The 19,724-nt window shown below is 60.0% G+C and carries 19 protein-coding genes and 1 tRNA gene; 9 read left to right on the top strand and 11 right to left on the bottom strand.

Translation table 11 applies throughout. The annotated features are described in order from the left end of the window. From ACK4TM_RS04310 to ACK4TM_RS04300, 3 genes are all read left to right on the top strand, one after another. Positions 1 to 1,298: alpha-amylase family glycosyl hydrolase (locus ACK4TM_RS04310; protein WP_409697269.1), on the top strand; the 1,298-nt coding region annotated here is incomplete at its 5' end. Positions 1,299 to 1,319: 21 nt separating this feature from the next. Next, the gene (locus ACK4TM_RS04305; protein WP_409697266.1) at positions 1,320 to 2,411 is read left to right on the top strand and encodes an ABC transporter ATP-binding protein; all 1,092 of its coding nucleotides are present in this window, start codon (positions 1,320 to 1,322) and stop codon (positions 2,409 to 2,411) included. A 39-nt stretch (positions 2,412 to 2,450) separates the two neighbouring features. Then, entirely contained in the window at positions 2,451 to 3,230 is a 780-nt protein-coding gene (locus tag ACK4TM_RS04300; protein WP_409697263.1) for an HpcH/HpaI aldolase family protein, read from the top strand. Positions 3,231 to 3,233: 3 nt separating this feature from the next. Here the strand turns inward: ACK4TM_RS04300 and ACK4TM_RS04295 are convergent, their stop codons facing one another. From ACK4TM_RS04295 to ACK4TM_RS04285, 3 genes are read right to left on the bottom strand one after another with little or no spacing between them, the layout of a single operon-like run. Further along, positions 3,234 to 4,298: a methyltetrahydrofolate cobalamin methyltransferase gene (locus ACK4TM_RS04295; RefSeq protein ID WP_409697260.1), complete on the bottom strand. Its 1,065-nt coding sequence runs from the start codon at positions 4,296 to 4,298 to the stop codon at positions 3,234 to 3,236. Continuing rightward, complete coding sequence (locus ACK4TM_RS04290; protein ID WP_409697257.1) at positions 4,295 to 5,245, bottom strand: methylenetetrahydrofolate reductase; 951 nt, start codon at positions 5,243 to 5,245, stop codon at positions 4,295 to 4,297. Before ACK4TM_RS04290 ends, ACK4TM_RS04295 begins: the two co-directional genes overlap by 4 nt. After that, positions 5,242 to 5,538 carry a virulence factor gene (locus tag ACK4TM_RS04285; protein WP_409697254.1) on the bottom strand — a complete coding sequence of 99 codons (297 nt, stop codon included), beginning with the start codon at positions 5,536 to 5,538 and terminating at the stop codon, positions 5,242 to 5,244. Before ACK4TM_RS04285 ends, ACK4TM_RS04290 begins: the two co-directional genes overlap by 4 nt. A gap of 207 nt (positions 5,539 to 5,745) precedes the next feature. Here ACK4TM_RS04285 and ACK4TM_RS04280 point away from each other — a divergent pair, with 207 nt between their 5' ends. Continuing rightward, complete coding sequence (locus ACK4TM_RS04280) at positions 5,746 to 6,858, top strand: Ppx/GppA phosphatase family protein (RefSeq protein ID WP_409697251.1); 1,113 nt, start codon at positions 5,746 to 5,748, stop codon at positions 6,856 to 6,858. A gap of 15 nt (positions 6,859 to 6,873) precedes the next feature. Further along, a complete protein-coding gene (locus tag ACK4TM_RS04275; RefSeq protein WP_409697248.1) occupies positions 6,874 to 7,620 on the top strand; it encodes an RlmE family RNA methyltransferase in 747 nt (248 codons plus the stop codon). A gap of 47 nt (positions 7,621 to 7,667) precedes the next feature. Here the strand turns inward: ACK4TM_RS04275 and ACK4TM_RS04270 are convergent, their stop codons facing one another. Beyond that, positions 7,668 to 8,264: a gamma-glutamyl kinase gene (locus ACK4TM_RS04270; protein WP_409697245.1), complete on the bottom strand. Its 597-nt coding sequence runs from the start codon at positions 8,262 to 8,264 to the stop codon at positions 7,668 to 7,670. A 187-nt stretch (positions 8,265 to 8,451) separates the two neighbouring features. Between ACK4TM_RS04270 and recA the strand changes: the two genes are divergently transcribed. From recA to ACK4TM_RS04255, 3 genes are all read left to right on the top strand, one after another. Continuing rightward, a complete protein-coding gene (gene recA, locus ACK4TM_RS04265; protein WP_409697242.1) occupies positions 8,452 to 9,531 on the top strand; it encodes a recombinase RecA in 1,080 nt (359 codons plus the stop codon). Positions 9,532 to 9,703: 172 nt separating this feature from the next. Continuing rightward, the gene (gene alaS, locus ACK4TM_RS04260) at positions 9,704 to 12,358 is read left to right on the top strand and encodes an alanine--tRNA ligase (RefSeq protein WP_409697239.1); all 2,655 of its coding nucleotides are present in this window, start codon (positions 9,704 to 9,706) and stop codon (positions 12,356 to 12,358) included. Beyond that, positions 12,355 to 12,642 (top strand): DUF1330 domain-containing protein, encoded by a 288-nt coding sequence (locus ACK4TM_RS04255; RefSeq protein ID WP_409697236.1) that lies wholly within the window; start codon positions 12,355 to 12,357, stop codon positions 12,640 to 12,642. The genes alaS and ACK4TM_RS04255 overlap by 4 nt, the downstream gene beginning before the upstream one ends. Before the next feature lie 30 nt (positions 12,643 to 12,672). Here ACK4TM_RS04255 and ACK4TM_RS04250 read toward each other — a convergent pair whose 3' ends face one another. From ACK4TM_RS04250 to ACK4TM_RS04225, 6 genes are all read right to left on the bottom strand, one after another. Then, a complete protein-coding gene (locus tag ACK4TM_RS04250) occupies positions 12,673 to 13,233 on the bottom strand; it encodes a VOC family protein (RefSeq protein ID WP_409697234.1) in 561 nt (186 codons plus the stop codon). Positions 13,234 to 13,336: 103 nt separating this feature from the next. Continuing rightward, entirely contained in the window at positions 13,337 to 15,154 is a 1,818-nt protein-coding gene (gene typA, locus ACK4TM_RS04245; protein WP_409697231.1) for a translational GTPase TypA, read from the bottom strand. A gap of 79 nt (positions 15,155 to 15,233) precedes the next feature. Then, entirely contained in the window at positions 15,234 to 15,569 is a 336-nt protein-coding gene (locus ACK4TM_RS04240) for a DMT family transporter (protein WP_409697228.1), read from the bottom strand. A gap of 1 nt (position 15,570) precedes the next feature. Further along, positions 15,571 to 16,182: a YitT family protein gene (locus ACK4TM_RS04235; RefSeq protein WP_409697225.1), complete on the bottom strand. Its 612-nt coding sequence runs from the start codon at positions 16,180 to 16,182 to the stop codon at positions 15,571 to 15,573. A 492-nt stretch (positions 16,183 to 16,674) separates the two neighbouring features. After that, a complete protein-coding gene (locus ACK4TM_RS04230; RefSeq protein ID WP_409697222.1) occupies positions 16,675 to 17,883 on the bottom strand; it encodes an NADP-dependent isocitrate dehydrogenase in 1,209 nt (402 codons plus the stop codon). A 136-nt stretch (positions 17,884 to 18,019) separates the two neighbouring features. After that, positions 18,020 to 18,568 (bottom strand): YaeQ family protein, encoded by a 549-nt coding sequence (locus tag ACK4TM_RS04225; RefSeq protein ID WP_409697220.1) that lies wholly within the window; start codon positions 18,566 to 18,568, stop codon positions 18,020 to 18,022. A gap of 99 nt (positions 18,569 to 18,667) precedes the next feature. On the opposite strand from ACK4TM_RS04225, the gene ACK4TM_RS04220 reads away from it, so the two are divergent. Next, complete coding sequence (locus ACK4TM_RS04220; protein WP_409697217.1) at positions 18,668 to 19,408, top strand: pseudouridine synthase; 741 nt, start codon at positions 18,668 to 18,670, stop codon at positions 19,406 to 19,408. Positions 19,409 to 19,431: 23 nt separating this feature from the next. Here the strand turns inward: ACK4TM_RS04220 and ACK4TM_RS04215 are convergent. Further along, a tRNA-Ile gene (locus ACK4TM_RS04215) sits at positions 19,432 to 19,508 on the bottom strand. Positions 19,509 to 19,724 lie beyond the last annotated feature (216 nt).

The following is a 19,724-nucleotide window of genomic DNA, read 5'->3' as shown; positions in this document are numbered from 1 at the left end:
GCGCGCAGCATCCATGGTTCATCGAAAGCCGGTCCAGCCGCAATAATCCCAAATCCGACTGGTATGTCTGGGCCGACCCGAAACCCGATGGCACGCCGCCCACCAATTGGCTGTCGATCTTCGGCGGATCGGGCTGGCAATGGGATGCGCGGCGCGAACAATATTACCTGCACAATTTTCTTGTGTCCCAACCCGACCTGAATTTCCATTCCGAGGCCGTGCAAGAGGCGCTGCTGGACGTCGCCCGTTTCTGGCTGAACCGGGGCTGTGACGGGTTCCGGCTGGATACGATCAATTTCTACATGCATGACGCCGCCCTGCGCGATAACCCGGCGCTGGCCCCCGAACGGCGCAATGCCAATATCGCGCCTTCGGTGAACCCCTATAACCATCAAGAACATATCTACGACAAGAACCACCCGGATAACGTCAAATTCCTGGCCCGGCTGCGCGCCGTGATGGAACCTTACGGCGCTGCCGCCGTGGGCGAGGTGGGCGATGCCCAGCGTGGGCTGGAAATCATGGGCCAGTACACCACCGGCGATGATCTGATGCAGATGTGCTATGCGTTCGAATTTCTGGCCAGGGACAAACCCACTGCGGCCCGCATCGTCGCGGTGATGAAAGAAGTCGATGCCGTCGCCGCCGATGGCTGGGCCTGCTGGGCGTTTTCCAATCATGACGTGGTACGCCACGCCACCCGCTGGGATCTGCCGCCCGCCGGACAGCGCATGTTCGCCACGCTGATCATGTCGCTGCGCGGATCGGTCTGCATCTATCAGGGCGAGGAACTGGGCCTGCACGAGGCTGATCTTCCCTTTGAAGACCTGCAGGACCCCTATGGCATCGAATTCTGGCCGGAATTCAAGGGCCGCGACGGCTGCCGCACGCCGATGGTCTGGGACCGCGACAAATTCAACGCCGGATTTTCGATCGGCCGGCCCTGGCTGCCGGTCCCGTCCGAACATCTGGGCCTGTCGGTTGCCGCGCAAGAGGATGAACCGGGCGCGCTGCTGCATCATTACCGCCGCGCGATTGCCTTTCGGCACAGCCATCCGGCGCTGGCGCTGGGACGCCACGACGGGATGCGCGCGCAGGATGATGTCGTCTATTTCACCCGGACCGAGGGCGATCAGACGATTTTCTGCGCCTTCAACGTCAGCGACACGCCATCCGATTTCGAGCTCCCCGCAGGTGACTGGACGGTGATCGGTGCCGAACTCGGCTCAGCGCATGTATCGGCGGATGGGAAACTGCATTTTGGTCCGTGGCAGGTTTGCTTCGCGCTCAAACGGTAAAGATTGAAGGGGAGGCAGGATATGGCGGAACTGAAACTGACAAATGTCGCCAAGACATATGGCGGCACGATTGATGTTCTCAAGGACATCAACCTTGATATCAAGAAAGGCGAATTGATCGTCTTTGTCGGCCCCTCGGGCTGCGGCAAATCCACTTTGCTGCGGATGATTGCGGGGCTGGAAAAGATTACCGGCGGCGAACTGACCATCGACGGGCAGGTGGTCAATGACGTGCCGCCGGCGCAACGCGGCATTGCGATGGTGTTCCAGTCCTATGCGCTTTACCCGCATATGACGGTGCGCGAAAATATGTCATTCGCCCTCAAAATCGCCAAGAAATCCAAGGCAGAGATTGAAGAGGCTGTGGCCCGCGCCGCGAAGATCCTGCAACTGGATGAACTGCTCGACCGCCTGCCCAAGGCGCTGTCGGGCGGGCAGCGTCAGCGCGTCGCCATCGGCCGGTCGATCGTGCGCGATCCCAAGGTCTATCTGTTCGACGAACCTCTGTCGAACCTTGACGCCGCTTTGCGGGTGGCAACACGGATCGAGATTGCCCAGCTCAAGGAATCCATGCCCGACAGCACGATGATCTATGTCACCCATGATCAGGTCGAGGCGATGACATTGGCCACCCGTATTGTGGTGCTGGCCAACAAGGGGATCGCACAGGTCGGCAGCCCGCTCGACCTTTATGAACGGCCCGAGAATGAATTTGTCGCGCAATTCATCGGCTCGCCCGCGATGAACCTGCTGGCCGGGGAAATCATCGGCACCGGCCCGGTGACCAAGGTGAAACTGCATGGTGGCGGCGTGGTGACATCTGCCGTGCCGACCCGCGACAGCGACATGGGTCTGCAGGTCAATGTCGGCATCCGCCCCGAAGACATGGTCGAGACCACGGGCGAGGATTACGCCTTTGAAGGCAAGGTGAATATCACCGAAGCCCTGGGCGAGGTGACGCTGCTTTATTTCGACAAGGTCGGCGAAAACACCGCCGTGATCGGCAAATTGCCGGGTATCCACGCCGATCTGCGCGGCAAGGCCGTGCGGATGGCGGCGGACCCGTCCAAGGTGCAGATCTTTGCCAACGGGCAATCGCTTTACTATCGCTGATCCGCTTGTCAGTATCGCGCGAAACCAAAGGGGCGCACGATGCAGACACCGGAAAACAGACTGAAAACCGCGCTCCTGGCGGGGCAGGTGCAATATGGGCTCTGGCTGTCCAGCGGATCGCCTGTGCTGGCGGAAATGGCGGGTCATGCCGGGTTTGACTGGTGCCTGATCGATGCCGAACACGGGCCGAATGCCGTCACCGGCCTGACCCCGCAATTGCAGGCATTGGCAGTCAGCGGCACGCCCGCGATGGTGCGTGTGCCCGCGGCAGAGGTCTGGATGATCAAGCAGGTGCTGGATCAGGGGTGCCAGAACGTGCTGGTCCCGCTGGTCGATGATGCGGCCACAGCCGCGCTGATGGCCCGCGCGATGCGTTATCCGCCCAACGGGATAAGGGGGATGGGGGCGTCATCGGCGCGCGCATCAGGCTATGGCGCGATGCCTGCCTATATCCGCGAGGCTGACGCGCAGATGTGCCTGTTCGTGCAGGCCGAAAGCCGTGCCGCGCTGGACAATATCGACGCTATCGCCGCGACCGATGGCGTGGACGGCGTTTTTGTCGGCCCCGCCGATCTGTCCGCCGATATGGGCTATCCCGGCCAGCCGGATCACGCGGAGGTCGTGCGTGCCATCGCCCATATCATCGCGCGAACGCGCGACGCGGGCAAGATCGCGGGTATCATCACCTTTGACGACACCCGCATCGCGGATTGTCTTGCCACCGGGGCCACGTTCATCGGCGTCGGCAGCGATGTGACCGTGCTGGGCAAGGCCTTGCGCGGGCTGACATCGCGGCTGACAGGCGTCGCTGCGGCGTAGGGCTTACCTTTTGCGCCGCCCGGTTCGTGCGCGTCCTTCGCCCGCCTTGACCGGCGCGCGGTTAAAGCGGATCCATTCCGCACCCGACGGATCGTTATCGGTCAGGAAGTTCGCAGCGCGGATCGCCTCCATCTCTTTGCCGGGGCGGGGCAGGGTCGACCCCAGACCGAAAAGGGTGACAAAGGTTTCGTCATCCATATCCTCGGGCAGGAAAATACCCGCCGCCAGCACCTCGGCGCGTTTTTCGGCGATCTTGATAGGGCCGACGGGCAGGGCGACCGGGTTCATGATCGCCGATGTCATCCCTGCCGCAATCGCCATCGGCAGAAAGGCGTTGTTGATCCCGTGCCGGTTGGGCAGGCCGAAACTGATATTCGACGCGCCGCAGGTCGTGTTCACGCCCAGTTCTTCGCGCAGACGCCGGACCAGCGTGAACACCTGCAACCCGGCGCTGCCCATCGCGCCAATCGGCATGACCAGCGGATCGACGACGATATCATGCGCGGGGATGCCGAAATCGGCGGCACGTTCGACGATCTTTTTGGCGACGGCAAAGCGTACGTCGGGGTCTTCGGAAATGCCGCTGTCATCATTGGAAATCGCGACGACCGGCACGTTGTATTTCTTGACCAACGGCAGGACCAGTTCCATCCGTTCCTCTTCGCCGGTGACAGAGTTCAGCAGCGGCCGCCCCTCTGCCGCCGCCAGCCCGCGTTCCAGCGCGCCGGGCACGGATGAATCGATGCACAGGGGCACATCAACGACGGCCTGCACGCGCGCGATCAATTCGGCCATCAACGGGGGTTCGACAAAGTTATTGTCGGCGTAACGCGGGTCTTCGGCCATTTTGTTGGAAAAGACGGCACCCGAATTGATATCCAGCACCGTGGCCCCGGCGGCGACCTGCGCGATGGCGTCAGCCTCGACCCGGGAAAAATCGCCGCGTTCCAGCTCTTCGGCCAAAATCTTGCGGCCGGTGGGATTGATCCGCTCACCGATCACGCAAAAGGGCTGATCAAAGCCGATGATCGCGGTCTTGGTCTTGGATTCGATGATCGTGCGGGTCATGCATGGTCCTTTACTGGTGCGGCGCCGTGGTCTGCGGCCCATTGGGCATTGGCCGTGATCCCGCCCAAGGGAAAGAAATGCGCCCGCGCGATCAGACTGTCGGGATGCGCGGCCTTATGGGCGGCAAGTGCTGTCACCACCTCCGTCGGCTCGTATGGCAACAGCAGCTTGGTCACATCCATCGCGCGCTTTTGCAAGACCCGCAGCGACGGGCCGACACCGCAGGCCATGGCGAATTTGATCAAGGTCTGCAGCTTGGCCGGGCCGGCAACGCCGATATGGATCGGGATCGTGATGCCCGCGTCGCGCAGGGCATCGGCCCAGGCGATGATCGGATCAGCCTCGAAGGCGAATTGCGTGGTCAGGGCCATCTGCGCGCCGGTTGTTTCACTGAACCGCTGTTTCCAGCGCAGCGCCGCCATGACCTGTGTGTCCGATCCATCGGGATCGATATCGCGGTTGCCTTCCGGATGACCTGCGACATGCAGGTGTTTGAAGTCGCTGAATAAACCGCTTTCCATCAATTGCATGGATGAATGAAAATCGCCCTGCGGCTGTGCGATGCCACCGGCCAGCAGCAGCGCCTGATTGACGCCCGCCTCGCCCTGATACCGCGCGATCCAATCGGCCAGCGTCGCGCGGTCCTTGATGATGCGCGCAGGGAAATGCGGCATGATCTGAAAGCCGTCCTGTGCCAGCCGCCGCGCTGTGGCGACCATGTCGTCAATCGGCGTGCCGTCGATATGGGCGATATAGACACGGGTGCCTGCGGGAAGAAGATCACGGAAATCGGCGATCTTTTCGGCAGTGCGCGGCATCACCTCGATCGAATAATCGCGCAGGAAGGCGGCGATCACCGGGTCTGCGCCCGGTGCGTCGGGTTCTTTACGTTTCAGAAAGGGGAGTAGCGCCATCATAGCCTCCATCAGGCGGGGCGTCTGGGTCATGCCCAGCCATCATTGGCGATCAGGGATTTGATCCGGTCCTGATCATATTCGGTATCGATGCGGGCGACGGCGGCTTCTGCCGCCTGCGCATCGGTGCCTTCGGCGGGATAGGGATCAGCCTTGCGAAAACCGGCCATATATTCATCCGATTCCGCCGCACCCGATTTCATCGCGGCCCGGTCAATCGCCTGTTCAAACCGTTCCGGCAGGGGCAGTTTGGTGCCACGCCTGCCGCGCCCGACGATGACCTGCGCAGGGATATCGCGCCAATAGACGATGATGACGTCGGCCATGTGATTCCCCCTTGGACCCGTTCGTGTCGTTCTAACATCGCAGATCGCGCGACAAGGCCCGATTTCGACATCACAGGGGCTTGCTGCGACGGGGTTGCTGCGACCTGCGGTATTTTCACGCAATGGTGCGCAAAGCGGGACTTGGGCTTGTCTTGTCACCTTTGCCGACATAGCTTGGGTTCAACTCGTAAATGGAAGGCGTATCAGATGACGCCTAAGCGTCCCAAAGGTGCGGGCGCGTTCCCCAAAGCGGTCGATAGCCCCGCGCCACACAAACCCGATCCGGCAACGCTTTATGCGGCGCTGGACCTTGGCACCAATTCCTGCCGGATGCTGATTGCCCAGCCCAAAGGCAGTCAGTTTCACGTGGTGGATAGTTTTTCCAAATCGGTGCAACTGGGCCAAGGGCTTGAAAGTACAGGTAGATTGTCGCGCGCGTCGATGAACCGCACGATATCGGCAATGCGGATCTGCCGTGAAAAACTGCACCGGCATGGTGTCAAACGGATGCGCCTTGTCGCGACCGAAGCCTGTCGGCGTGCGCTGAACGGGGCGCATTTTATCGCGCAGGTCCGGCGCGAAACCGGCCTGAACCTCGAAATCATCCGCCCCGAGGAAGAGGCGCGGCTGGCCGTCATTTCCTGCGCGCCGCTGGTCAGCGTGAATACCGAACAATTGCTGGTCGTGGATATCGGCGGCGGGTCAACCGAACTGGTCTGGATCGACCTGACCAATGTCCCCAGACGCGAACGCCCCCGCGCGATCATGCGGTTGCATGCCGGGTTCAAATCCGATCCCGGCCCGTTTGCGGCGGCCAAAGTGGTGGACTGGATTTCCGTGCCTTTGGGTGTCGCCACCCTGCGCGATCAATTCAGCGATGTGGATGACGATGCCGCGCGTTTCGCGCTGATGAGCTGGTTTTTCGAAGAAAACCTCGAAGCCTTCGCGCCTTCGGCCTGCGCGCAATCGCGTGAAGGGTTTCAGATCATCGGCACCAGCGGGACGGTGACGACGGTCGCGGCCAGCTATCTGGGGCTGAAACGCTATGACCGGACCAAGGTGGACGGGTTGCGCATGACCACCGACCAGATCGATGCGGTGATCCGCGATTATGTGGCGCTTGGCCCGGACGGGCGGCGCGCGGACCCGCGGATCGGCAAGGACCGGCAGGCGCTGATCATGTCGGGGGCGGCGATTTTGCAGGCGCTGATGCGGCTTTGGCCCACGGACAGGCTGTCTGTCGCGGACCGGGGTCTGCGGGAAGGCTTGCTTTATGCACAGATGTCCGCCGATGGGGTCTTGGAAGATGCCCCGTTTTAGGGGTAAAGGCACCAGATGGTTAAAAAACCCACCACCAAGAATTCCTCCGGACGCGGCCAGCGCGACCTGCATGTCAAGGTCAAGACGGCGCGCGGGCGCAAGCTGTCCTCGACCCAGTGGTTGCAGCGGCAGTTGAACGATCCTTATGTCAAACGCGCCAAGATTGATGGCTATCGTGGGCGCGCGGCCTATAAGATACTGGAACTGGACGATAAATATCGGTTTCTGCTGCCCGGCGCGCGGATCGTCGATCTGGGCTGCGCGCCCGGTGGCTGGCTGCAGGTGGCGGTCAAGCGCGCCAATGCGCTGGGGGAACGGACATCCAAGGCGCAAGGCTATGTGCTGGGCATCGACCTGCAAGAGGTCGATCCGATCCCGGGGGCCGAGATTTATCAGCTTGATTTCATGGCCGATGACGCCGACCAACAGGTGCGCGCCTGGCTGGGCGGCAATGCCGATGTGGTGATGTCGGATATGGCGGCCTCTGCCTCGGGCCATAAACAGACCGACCACAACCGGATCATCGCGCTATGCGAGGCTGCGGCCTATTTCGCCTTTGACGTGCTGAACGAAGGCGGCACCTTTGTCGCCAAGGTGCTGGCGGGCGGGGCGGAAGGCGATCTGCAAAAACTGCTGAAATCACGTTTTACCAAGGTCGCGAATGTGAAACCGCCGGCGTCGCGGTCGGACAGTTCGGAAAAATTCGTGGTGGCGACCGGGTTCAAGGGCAGGGCCGAAGCCGCGGGCGACAGCGAAGGCTGACGCCTTTTTCTTTGCGTATTTTGAGAAATAAGAAGTCAGGCGCGCGCTCAGCCTTGTCCTGCTTCCCAGATGCTAAATTCACCGGCGCGTTTGTGATGAAGACGTCCCAGTACATCGTCCGACAGCGTCAGATCCATCGCGGGCGAGACGTTTTTGCGCTGCAATGTCAGAGTGATGGCGAGCCTGCCTTCCAGAAAGGCCGTGATCTTGTCCCAGGCTTCATAGCGGAACAGATGGTCTGCGCCGATGTCGCCGTCGTTGATGCGCAGAAATTTATCCTGTGATCCGACCTGCGCAAAAGGGGCAGGGCTGCCCTTGCAATATTCGAGCACGAAATCATCAAATGAAACGCCGCGCGTGCTGTTCTCATGCCCGATCAGATCGTCGCGGTTGCGATAGCGATACCAACTGCCCAGCCAATCGACGGGGTGGCGCACGATGGCCATGACTTCGGGGGTCTGACCGCCTGCCTGCACGAAAAACGGGCGCAGGAATCGTTTGTAGCGATAGCAGGGCGCATGTTTCAGTTGCGGCGGGTCGCGCAACACCATCGAGGCGCGCGGTGCCAACGCGCCTTCCAGCGCGGTTGATCCGGTTTTGGGCACCGCCAGCAGCACCAGGTTTTCCTTCCAGAAAACAAGCATTTGCGCGCATCCTTTGTTCTTTCGGGGTCTTTTTACGGGATAAACCTTTTCTTAACCACTGTCTGATAGAACGAAGGTTGCAAATAGAACTTGCAATGTTCCTGTTTTGATCTCATGTATAGCGGAACATAGGGCGAACAAAGCTTTGATTGCCCCTTGGTGGGGCGCATGGAATAAGGGCAGGGTAATGGCAACGGCAGATCTTTTGAAAATGATGGACAAGAAAACCGCAGATAAGGAAAAGGCGCTGGAAAGCGCTTTGGCCCAGATCGAACGCCAGTTCGGCAAGGGTTCGATCATGAAACTGGGTGGCCAGAACCAGATGCCCGAGATCGAGGCGACATCGACCGGATCGCTGGGTCTGGATATCGCGCTGGGGATCGGGGGCCTGCCGAAAGGGCGGGTGATTGAAATTTATGGCCCGGAATCATCGGGCAAAACCACATTGACCCTGCATTCCATCGCGGAAGAGCAGAAGAAGGGCGGCATCTGCGCCTTTGTCGATGCGGAACATGCGCTGGACCCGCAATATGCCAAGAAACTTGGCGTGAATCTGGATGAATTGCTGATTTCGCAGCCTGACACCGGCGAACAAGCGCTGGAGATTGTGGATACACTTGTCCGGTCTGGTGCCGTGTCACTGGTGGTCGTCGATTCGGTTGCCGCCCTGACCCCGAAATCCGAGCTGGAAGGCGATATGGGCGACAGTTCCGTTGGCGTTCATGCCCGCTTGATGAGCCAGGCCATGCGCAAACTGACCGGGTCGATCAACCGATCCGGCTGTATGGTGATTTTCATCAACCAGATCCGCATGAAAATCGGCGTGATGTTCGGCAGCCCCGAAACCACGACAGGCGGCAATGCGCTGAAATTCTATGCCTCGGTCCGGTTGGACATTCGCCGCATTGGCGCGATCAAGGACCGGGATGAGGTTGTGGGCAACGCGACCCGTGTGAAAGTGGTCAAGAACAAGGTGGCACCGCCGTTCAAACAGGTGGAATTCGACATCATGTATGGCGAAGGCATCTCGAAAACCGGTGAATTGCTGGATCTGGGCGTCAAGGCCGGTATTGTTGAAAAATCCGGTGCATGGTTCAGCTATGGCGATGAACGGATCGGGCAGGGGCGTGAAAACTCCAAAGTGTTCCTGAAAGAAAACCCCAAGATCGCCAATGAGATCGAGGATAAGATCCGCGCCGCCCATGGTCTGGATTTCGCAATGAAAGATACTGACGGTGCTGCTGACGACGATATCGTCGAAATGTAGGGCGCGTTGATCTTGCGGGTGGTGGCGCGGCACTGTCGCGCTGCCTCCGGCGGGCGTATTTTTGGAAAAAAGAAGACGGGGTTGCGGCGCGATCTTTGGGCAATTGGTGGACAGTGACTTGCCGCATCGCTATCTGTGCTGCTGATCAAAGATTTTGCTGTGAAAGTGCGCCATGACCAGCCTTGCCGATATCCGTTCTACCTTTCTGAATTATTTTGAAAAACAGGGCCACCAGATCGTCGCGTCGAGCCCCTTGGTGCCGCGCAATGACCCGACCCTGATGTTCACCAATTCGGGTATGGTGCAGTTCAAGAACCTGTTCACCGGGGTGGAAACACGCGATTACACCCGCGCCACCACCAGCCAGAAATGCGTGCGCGCCGGTGGCAAGCATAATGATCTGGACAATGTCGGCTATACCGCGCGGCATCACACGTTTTTCGAGATGCTGGGCAATTTCAGCTTTGGCGATTATTTCAAATCCGACGCGATCCCCTTTGCCTGGGAATTGCTGACCCGCGATTTCGGCATCGACAAGAACCGCCTGCTGACCACCGTTTACCATACCGATGACGAAGCCTTTGATCTGTGGCGCAAGATCGGCGTCGCCGAAGACCGGATCATCCGCATCCCCACCGATGACAATTTCTGGCGCATGGGGCCGACCGGCCCCTGCGGCCCCTGCACGGAAATTTTCTATGATCATGGCGATCATATCTGGGGCGGCCCTCCCGGCTCGGCCGAGGAAGACGGCGACCGGTTCATCGAGATCTGGAATGTCGTTTTCATGCAGAACGAGCAATTCGAAGACGGCACGATGCGCCCGCTTGAGATGCAGTCGATCGACACCGGCATGGGGCTGGAACGGATCGGCGCGCTGCTGCAGGGCAAGCATGACAATTACGACACCGATGTGATGCGCGCGCTGATCGAGGCGTCGGCAAATGCCACGTCATCTGATCCCGACGGGCCGGGCAATACCCATCACCGGGTGATCGCGGATCATCTGCGCTCCACCTCTTTCCTGATCGCCGAAGGTGTACTGCCCTCGAACGAAGGCCGCGGTTACGTGCTGCGCCGGATCATGCGCCGCGCGATGCGCCATGCGCATCTGCTGGGCGCGAAAGACCCCGTGATGCATCGGCTGGTGCCTGCCTTGGTGCGCCAGATGGGTGAGGCGTATCCCGAACTGGGTCAGGGCCAGCGCCTGATCGAAGAAACCCTGATGAACGAGGAAATCCGCTTCAAACAGACGTTGGATCGCGGGCTGAAGCTGCTGGATGACGAATTGTCCGGCCTGCCCGATGATGGGGCCCTGCCGGGGGCTGCGGCGTTCAAATTGTACGACACCTATGGTTTCCCGCTCGACCTGACGCAGGATGCCCTGCGCGAAAAGGGGCGCGCGGTTGATACTGACGGTTTTGATGCCGCCATGGCCGAACAAAAGGCCAAGGCGCGCGCGGCATGGTCCGGCACGGGCGAGGCTGCGGATTCTGCGATCTGGTTCGATGTCGCCGATCAGGCCGGGCCGACGGATTTTCTGGGCTATGATTCCCTGAACGTCGAAGGCCAGATCAAGGCGCTGGTTGCCGATGGCGCGATGGTGCAGCAGGCGGGCGGTGATGTGCAGATCGTGCTGAACCAGACGTCATTCTATGCCGAATCCGGCGGGCAGGTCGGCGATGCTGGCATCTTGCAGACGGATACCGGGACGGCGGAAATCACCGATACAAAAAAGGTCGCGGGTGTTTTCATTCATTTCGCCAAGGTCACCAGCGGCACGATTACCGTGGGGCAGGGCGCGGCTTTGCGCGTTGATCCCGCCCGTCGTGCCGCGATTCAGGCCAACCATTCCGCCACCCACCTGCTGAACGAGGCATTGCGCGACGCCTTGGGCGATCATATCGCGCAGCGCGGGTCGCTGAATGCGCCGGACCGGCTCCGCTTTGATTTCAGCCATACCAAACCGCTGAGCGCGGCGGAACTGGCGCAGATCGAACGCGATGTGAATGCGCTGATCCGGCAGAACGGCAAGGTCAGCACCCGCATCATGACCCCCGATGATGCCCGCGCCATGGGTGCACAGGCGTTGTTCGGTGAAAAATACGGCGATGAAGTGCGCGTTGTGTCGATGGGGCAACAGGCGGGGTCCGGCAAGGGTGCCGCAGGCGACACCTATTCGCTGGAACTTTGCGGCGGCACCCATGTGCGGCAATTGGGCGAGATCGGGGCCTTTGTTGCGCTTGGCGACACAGCCTCCAGCGCTGGTGTCCGCCGGATCGAGGCGCTGACCGGGCAGGCGGCGCTAGATTATCTGCGCGCGCAGGATCAGCGGCTGGCGGATGTGGCCGCCGCGTTGAAAGCCCCTGCCAGCGATGTCGCCGAACGGGTCAAGGCGCTGATGGAGGAACGCCGCGCGCTTGCCAATGAGGTTGCGCAATTGCGCCGCGATCTGGCGATGGGCGGCGGGGCCAAGGGGGCTGCACCCACTGAAACCGTCAATGGTATCGCCTTTCAGGCGCAGGTGCTGTCCGGTGTGACCGGCAAGGACCTGCCATCGCTGATCGATGCGATCAAATCGGATATCGGCCGCGGTGTCGTGCTGCTGATCGCCGATACCGGCGACAAGGCAGCGGTCGCTGTTGGTGTCACCGCTGACCTGACCGCGCGCGTGTCTGCGGTGGATATTCTGCGCGCCGTGACCCCGGAACTGGGCGGCAAGGGCGGCGGTGGCCGGCCTGATATGGCGCAGGGCGGTGGTGCCTCTGCGGCGAACGCCGATGCCGCGATCAAGGCCGCGAGAACATTGTTGGAGAATTTGTCATGACCGCCCTTTGGATCGCCCATGTCACCGTCACAGATGACGTGGCTTACAAGAAATACGCCGAACTGGCCGGCCCCGCTATTGCCGACCATGGCGGTACGTTCATCGCGCGCGGCGGACGCTATGTGCAATTGGAAGGCAAGGAACGCCCGCGCAATGTTGTCGCGCGTTTCGCCTCGGTCGAGGATGCGGTCGCCTGCTATCATTCCACGGCTTATCAGGCCGCACTTGACCATGCACGCGGCGCGTCAGAGCGTGAATTGATGGTTGTCGAGGTGACGGAATAAAAAGGCGCGGGGATTGACCGCGCCTTTTTATCACTGATCTGACAGGCTGTTGGTGTTTTCCGCGATCAGATCTTCGATCGCTTCGGCCAGATGCACTGTGTCGATGCTTTTGTCACCCGCCTTGACCCGGATCAGATGGGCGCGATGCAGCACATCGGTATGGGTCAGGCCTGCGGGTGGCTCAAACCGATAGCTGGCGAGTTCGATCAGCATGCCCACCGGGTCCTTGAAATAGATCGAATCCATGAACCCGCGGTCCTTGGGGCCGGAATTGGGAATGCCGCGTTCTTTCAGACGTGCCACCAGTTGATCGAATGTCACTTTTGAGACGTTGAACGCCAGATGGTGCAGATAGCCTTGGCCCTGATCGATGGGCTTGCGTTCGGGTTTGCGGTCTTCGGATGTGAAGACTGTGATCAGCCGCCCATCGCCGGGATCGAAATAAAGATGCCCTTGTGACGGATCGTCCAGATTGGGCTGATCAAAGACAAAGGGCATGCCCAGCACGCCTTCCCAGAAATCGATGGTGGATTGGCGGTCTGCGCCGGTGATGGTGATATGGTGGACCCCTTGGGTCTGTAATTTACGCATTGTTATCCTCCTTTTATTAAGAAAGATGTAGCGCCCCTGCGCAAATAGAAAAAGGGCAGCCCATGCGGACTGCCCTGTGCAGAAATGCGGAGGTTCGCCTGCCTTACGCGCTGCGCGAATGCCGCTTGCGTTCGTTCGGGTCCAGAAAGCGCTTGCGCAGACGGATCGCGTTCGGCGTGACTTCGACCAGTTCGTCATCGTCGATATAGGCAATCGCCTGTTCCAGCGACATGGTCACCGGCGTGGTCAGGCGCACTGCCTCATCCGTGCCAGAGGCGCGGACGTTGGTCAGCTGTTTGCCCTTCAACGGGTTCACTTCCAGATCATTGTCGCGGCTGTGTTCGCCGATGATCATGCCGGTATAGACCGCCTCTTGTGCGCCGATGAAGAATTTGCCGCGATCTTCCAGTTTCCACAGTGCAAAGGCGACCGAAGTGCCGTTTTCCATGGAAATCAACACGCCCTGACGACGGCCCTGGATCTTGCCCTTGTAAGGCGCCCAGCCGTGGAACAGCCGGTTCAGGATGCCCGAACCGCGTGTATCAGTCAGGAATTCGCCGTGATAGCCGATCAAGCCGCGCGATGGGACATGCGCGATGATCCGGGTTTTTCCGGCACCGGCGGGTTTCATCTCGACCAATTCGCCCTTGCGCGGGCCGGTCAGTTTTTCGACCACGGCGCCGGTATATTCGTCATCCACGTCAATGGTGGCTTCTTCGATGGGTTCGTGGCGGACGCCGTCGATGTCTTTGTAAATCACCTGTGGGCGGGAAATCGACAGCTCGAACCCTTCACGGCGCATGTTTTCGATCAACACGCCCATCTGCAATTCGCCACGGCCCGACACTTCGAACGCGTCGCCCATGGGGGTATCGGCGATTTTGATCGCGACATTGACTTCGGCTTCGCGCATCAGACGTTCGCGGATGACGCGGCTTTGCACCTTTTTGCCATCGCGGCCCGCCAAGGGGCTGTCGTTGATACCGAATGTGACTGTGATGGTTGGCGGGTCGATGGGCTGCGCCGGGATCGGCACGTCAACCGACATGTCGCAGATCGTGTCGGCCACGGTCGCCTTGGTCATGCCCGCCAGCGTGACGATATCGCCCGCCTCGGCCACATCGATGGGCTGTTGGCCCAGACCGCGGAAGGCGAGGATTTTTGATACCCGGAATTGTTCCAGCTTGTCGCCGTTGCGCGACAGCGCCTTGACGGTTTCACCGGCGCGCAATGTGCCAGCCTCGACCCGGCCGGTCAGGATACGACCGATGAACGGGTCGGCGGACAGGGTGGTTGCCAGCATCTGAAACGGCTCTTCCCGGCGGGTGATCTGCGCGGGCATGGGGACATGTTCCAGCACCTTGTCGAACAGGGCGGACAGATCCTTGCGCGGGCCGTCAAGCTGTTCATCGCACCAACCGGACCGGCCGGATGCGTACATCACGGGGAAATCAAGCTGTTCATCGCTGGCTTCGAGGGCGGCAAACAGATCGAATACGTCATCGACGGCCTGATCGGGTTCGCCATCGGCCTTGTCGACCTTGTTCACCACGACGATGGGGCGCAGGCCCAGTGCCAGCGCCTTGGAGGTCACGAATTTCGTTTGCGGCATCGGCCCTTCGGCAGCATCGACCAGCAGCACGACGCCATCGACCATCGACAGGATGCGTTCCACCTCACCACCGAAATCGGCGTGGCCGGGGGTGTCAACGATGTTGATCCGCGTGCCTTTCCATTCGACGCTTGTGCATTTGGCAAGGATCGTGATCCCGCGTTCGCGTTCGATGTCATTGCTGTCCATCGCGCGTTCGGTCGTCGCTTCGTTGTCGCGGTACACACCGGATTGTTTCAAAAGTTCGTCGACAAGCGTTGTCTTGCCGTGGTCAACGTGCGCGATGATCGCGATATTGCGGATATCCATGGGTCAGCCTTATGGGAAATTTAACCGCGCGATACCGTGCAATCGCAGCAAATGCTACCCCCTATTCGTAAACAACCCGCTAGTGTGGCGTCGCATGCGAGAATAGGTGGATCACAACGATACCCCCGATGATCATGGCAAGCCCGATCACAGCGGGCAGATCGAGCTTTTGGCCAAAGACCAGATAGCCGATGGCCGCAATCATCACGATGCCCAAGCCCGACCAGATCGCATAGACCATCCCCACCGGCATCACCCGCAAGGTCTGCGCCAGCAGATAGAACGAGACTCCGTAGGCGATCACCACAACCACGGTCGGCCAGAACCGCGTGAATTGCTGGCTGGCCTGCAGCGACGTGGTGCCGATGGTTTCGGCGATGATGGCGAAGATCAGAAAGATGTAATGCAATGGCATGTCAGCGTCCGGTATAACGGTCAGGGCGGTGATTGGTGGCGATGATCAGATTGGCGACCACGGCCCCGGCCAGCGAATAAAGCACCAGACCGGGGGCGATGATCGTGAATGCCACGGCAAACAGGCACAGATCAAAGATCAGTTGCGTGTAACCGGCGCGAAACCCGGTCCGGTCCTGAATGAACAGCCCAAGGATGCCGATACCGCCAAGGCTGGCCCCATGCCGGAACAGCACGATCAGGCCAAGGCCGGTGACAGCACCCACCAGCACAGCGCCCAGCAGCGGGTCGAGCGTTTCAAAGACGATCATCTGGGGGAATATTTCGGCCATGCCCGACAGCAAGGCGACGCAAAGAAAGCTCTTGAGCGTGAATTTTGGCCCCATCCGCACCCATGCCAGCCAATAGAACGGTATGTTCACGCAAAAGAACACGATCCCGAAGGACAGACCCGTCGCATAGGACACCAGCACCGCCAGCCCGGCGGTCTGTCCGGTGATCAGCCCCAGATGGGTCAGCATCGTCACCCCCAGCGCACAAAGTGCTGTGCCAAGCGCAAAGGCCTGCGCGTCTTCGATAGGGGTATGGGCGGTGGGGGCGGCAGGTTGTGTCATGCCCATCCGCTATCCAAACGGTTGCAGGCTGGCAAGCGAAAGGGTGCCGGATGGACCAGGGTTTTGCAGAAAGGGCGCGGGTGCGCGGCACCGGGGCGCAATGTCAGCTTCTGGGCCATTTACGAACGGCGTCGGTCGTCATTTAAATAAGACAGCGCCGCGAATGCCAGACTTGCGCAGATCCAGACCAGACCTATTCCCAGCCAGTTGATTACGCCACTGCCCGCATATCTTTCCGAGACCGGGTAAAACAGCACGACGGCTATAATGACAGTGCTTTGGGTGACACCGGTCAGAACCGGTATTTTTAATCTCTGCAGCTTTTCGCGCGACATGCGACTCTCCAATGTCAGAAAGTGACGCTGGCGCGATGCTGCTGGCTGATGCTCATTACTTTACGCATATCTCCGGGTGGGTCAATGGCCGCGATCTCCACCGCGCCGCACACCCGTGCTGCGTGCAAAAAGGGGGCCAATTGGCCCCCCTTTCTCATCACATCGCGGCGTTGAGGTTTTCGTCGACTTTTTCGAGGAAACCTTCCGTCGTCAGCCATTTCTGATCGGGGCCGACCAGCAGGGCCAGATCCTTCGTCATGAAACCGCTTTCGACGGTGTCCACGACGACCTTTTCCAGCGTGGTCGCGAAATTCATCAGCTCTGTGTTGTCGTCCAGTTTCGCGCGGTGCTTCAACCCGCCGGTCCAGGCAAAGATCGACGCAATGGAATTGGTCGATGTCGCCTTGCCCGCCTGGTGCTGGCGGTAATGCCGCGTGACGGTGCCGTGGGCGGCTTCTGCCTCGACGATCTTGCCATCGGGGGTCATCAGCGCCGAGGTCATCAGGCCAAGCGAACCAAAGCCCTGCGCCACAGTGTCGGACTGCACGTCGCCGTCATAGTTTTTGCAGGCCCAGACGAATTTGCCCGACCATTTCATCGCGGCGGCGACCATGTCATCGATCAGGCGATGTTCATAGGTGATGCCGGCGGCTTTGAACTTGTCTTCGAATTCTTCTTCATAGACCTTCTGGAACAGGTCCTTGAACCGGCCGTCATAGGCTTTCAGGATGGTGTTCTTGGTGGACAGATAGACCGGCCAGCCAAGGTTCAGGCCATAGTTCAGCGACGCACGGGCGAAATCGATGATGCTTGCATCAAGGTTGTACATGCCCATCGCCACACCGGCGCCGGGGCTGTCATAGACGACCTTTTCGATGACGGTGCCATCGTCGCCGACGAATTTCATCGTCAACTGGCCTTTGCCGGGCATCAGGAAATCGGTGGCTTTGTACTGGTCACCGAATGCGTGACGGCCGATGACAATCGGGTCGGTCCAGCCGGGCACAAGACGCGGCACGTTCTTGCAGATGATCGGCGCGCGGAACACCACACCGCCAAGGATGTTGCGGATCGTGCCGTTCGGGCTGCGCCACATCTGTTTCAGGCCGAATTCCTCGACCCGCTGTTCATCCGGGGTGATCGTCGCGCATTTCACGCCGACGCCGTATTTCTTGATCGCCTCGGCGGCGTCTACGGTGATCTGGTCGTTGGTTTCATCGCGCACTTCCATGCCCAGATCGTAATATTTCAGATCAAGGTCGAGATAGGGCAGGATCAGTTTCTTCTTGATGAAATCCCAGATGATCCGGGTCATTTCATCGCCGTCGAGTTCGACGACAGGGTTTTCCACCTTGATCTTGGTCATGGGCATACTCCGCTTTTGCTTGGATTCTGGCTGCCTCATAACGCAAAACGCGGCGCACGGGAAGGGCTGTATGCCTTTGTATACCGTAAAAGCCGGGGCGCGCCGGGTTTAGGGGGCGTGACGCGCGCCGCGCCGGTCAGGGCGCGGGGGCTTTCCATTCTTCGGGCGTGATATTCACGATGGTATCGCCGACGCTGACCATGACATCGCCGTCCTGAATATTGACCTGCAATTTCATCGCGCGGTTTGCTAGTTGCGTCAACGCGCCGCTGTCGCGTTCCGAGAAATTGACCACCTGCAGATTGTCGAAACGGGTCGTGCTGTTCTTGACCTTGTCCCACCAGATATCCGCCGTTCTGCCGCCATAGGGATAGACGATCACCTTGCCCGCCTTGCCACAGGACTGGCGCAGCACCTTTTCGCTGGGCAAGCCAAGCGCGACCCAGACGTCGAGTTCGCCGCTCAGGCTTTTCTGCCAGATGTCGGGTTCGTCATCGCTGGACAGGCCCTTGGTCATTTCCAGATGCTCATGCGCGTTCAGCGCAAAGGCGACGATCCGCAACATCAGCCGTTCATCGGTTTCCGACGGGTGTTTGGCGATTGTCAGTTTATGGGTCTCATAATAATGCCGGTCCATGTCGGATACGGACAGTTCGACTTTATAAATGGTGGCGTTCTGCGCCATGATATGTTCCAGACCTGTAAATATGGGGCTGCTTACTGCGTCCGGGGTCCGGGCGAAAGCAGATATAATGCGCGCTTGGCGCGGTGTGAGGGGCAAAACATGGCAAAGGCGCCGACGACGCGCATCGACAGGCTCTTGTCTTCCTTGGGCTATGGGTCGCGCACTGACATCGCACGGATGGCGCGGGCCGGTGATATCGTGCTTGACGGTGTCAGGCTGCGGGATGTCACCAGACGTATCCCGCTGACGCCGGATCTGCCCGCCTGCATGGTGGTCGATGGCGCACCGCTTGACCCGCTGCCGGGGTTGGTGGTGCTTTTGCATAAACCCTTGGGTATGACCTGTTCGCATAAAGAGGATGGGCCGCTGGTCTATGACATCCTGCCCGCGCGCTGGCAGCACCGGAATCCCACGATTTCGACCGTTGGGCGGTTGGACAAGCAGACGTCCGGGCTGTTGTTGCTGACCGATGACGGCGATCTGCTGCACCGGATCATCAGCCCAAAACGCCATGTGCAAAAGACCTATCGCGTGACGCTGGCGCGCCCGCTGAACGGCAATGAAGCCGCGCTGTTCGCCGCAGGTGACTTGATGCTGGCGGGCGAGGACAAGCCGCTGGCACCCGCCGCACTGGATGTGGTGTCGGACACCGAGGCGCTGCTGCATATTACCGAAGGCCGCTATCACCAGGTGCGCCGCATGTTCGCCGCCACCGGCAACCATGTCGAAGCACTGCACCGCGAAAAGCTGGGCAATTTGTCCCTGCCGGATGATCTGGCCCCCGGTGACTGGACATTGCTGCGCGAAGACCAAATCGCGTTGATTTTCCAAGGGGGATGACCACCGGGCGCGATGCGCAAGGATGGTAGGCCCGGCAGGACTTGAACCCGCAACCAAAGCGTTATGAGCGCTCTGCTCTGACCAATTGAGCTACAGGCCCCCTGTGGTTTTGCGTAATTGCCGGGGCGCGAATGGTCAAGGGTCTGCCATGGCGGTAGGTTATAAAACAGCGTTTCCGCCTCTGGCCGATGTTTCGCAACCTCAAAAAAAGCGCGCTTGACGCTGCTTTGCGTATCACTGCACCGTCCGGAACGATACATTGGTCATTTGTTCTGCCACATGAAAAGGGGGCCACCTTTCGGTAGCCCCCAAATAC

Origin of the sequence: Yoonia sp., from assembly GCF_046292185.1 — a bacterium.
Taxonomy (GTDB): Bacteria; Pseudomonadota; Alphaproteobacteria; order Rhodobacterales; family Rhodobacteraceae; genus Yoonia.
Note: the sequence above shows the minus strand (reverse complement) of the source record. Positions and strands in the feature narration are given on the sequence as shown.

What these genes read in the sequence shown, in the direction of transcription:
- ACK4TM_RS04305 (WP_409697266.1), top strand. Translation starts at nt 1,320, where the DNA reads ATGGCGGAACTGAAACTGACAAATGTCGCCAAGACATATGGCGGCACG.
- ACK4TM_RS04300 (WP_409697263.1), top strand. Translation starts at nt 2,451, where the DNA reads ATGCAGACACCGGAAAACAGACTGAAAACCGCGCTCCTGGCGGGGCAG.
- ACK4TM_RS04295 (WP_409697260.1), bottom strand. Translation starts at nt 4,298, where the DNA reads ATGACCCGCACGATCATCGAATCCAAGACCAAGACCGCGATCATCGGC.
- ACK4TM_RS04290 (WP_409697257.1), bottom strand. Translation starts at nt 5,245, where the DNA reads ATGACCCAGACGCCCCGCCTGATGGAGGCTATGATGGCGCTACTCCCC.
- ACK4TM_RS04285 (WP_409697254.1), bottom strand. Translation starts at nt 5,538, where the DNA reads ATGGCCGACGTCATCATCGTCTATTGGCGCGATATCCCTGCGCAGGTC.
- ACK4TM_RS04280 (WP_409697251.1), top strand. Translation starts at nt 5,746, where the DNA reads ATGACGCCTAAGCGTCCCAAAGGTGCGGGCGCGTTCCCCAAAGCGGTC.
- ACK4TM_RS04275 (WP_409697248.1), top strand. Translation starts at nt 6,874, where the DNA reads ATGGTTAAAAAACCCACCACCAAGAATTCCTCCGGACGCGGCCAGCGC.
- ACK4TM_RS04270 (WP_409697245.1), bottom strand. Translation starts at nt 8,264, where the DNA reads ATGCTTGTTTTCTGGAAGGAAAACCTGGTGCTGCTGGCGGTGCCCAAA.
- recA (WP_409697242.1), top strand. Translation starts at nt 8,452, where the DNA reads ATGGCAACGGCAGATCTTTTGAAAATGATGGACAAGAAAACCGCAGAT.
- alaS (WP_409697239.1), top strand. Translation starts at nt 9,704, where the DNA reads ATGACCAGCCTTGCCGATATCCGTTCTACCTTTCTGAATTATTTTGAA.
- ACK4TM_RS04255 (WP_409697236.1), top strand. Translation starts at nt 12,355, where the DNA reads ATGACCGCCCTTTGGATCGCCCATGTCACCGTCACAGATGACGTGGCT.
- ACK4TM_RS04250 (WP_409697234.1), bottom strand. Translation starts at nt 13,233, where the DNA reads ATGCGTAAATTACAGACCCAAGGGGTCCACCATATCACCATCACCGGC.
- typA (WP_409697231.1), bottom strand. Translation starts at nt 15,154, where the DNA reads ATGGATATCCGCAATATCGCGATCATCGCGCACGTTGACCACGGCAAG.
- ACK4TM_RS04240 (WP_409697228.1), bottom strand. Translation starts at nt 15,569, where the DNA reads ATGCCATTGCATTACATCTTTCTGATCTTCGCCATCATCGCCGAAACC.
- ACK4TM_RS04235 (WP_409697225.1), bottom strand. Translation starts at nt 16,182, where the DNA reads ATGACACAACCTGCCGCCCCCACCGCCCATACCCCTATCGAAGACGCG.
- ACK4TM_RS04230 (WP_409697222.1), bottom strand. Translation starts at nt 17,883, where the DNA reads ATGACCAAGATCAAGGTGGAAAACCCTGTCGTCGAACTCGACGGCGAT.
- ACK4TM_RS04225 (WP_409697220.1), bottom strand. Translation starts at nt 18,568, where the DNA reads ATGGCGCAGAACGCCACCATTTATAAAGTCGAACTGTCCGTATCCGAC.
- ACK4TM_RS04220 (WP_409697217.1), top strand. Translation starts at nt 18,668, where the DNA reads ATGGCAAAGGCGCCGACGACGCGCATCGACAGGCTCTTGTCTTCCTTG.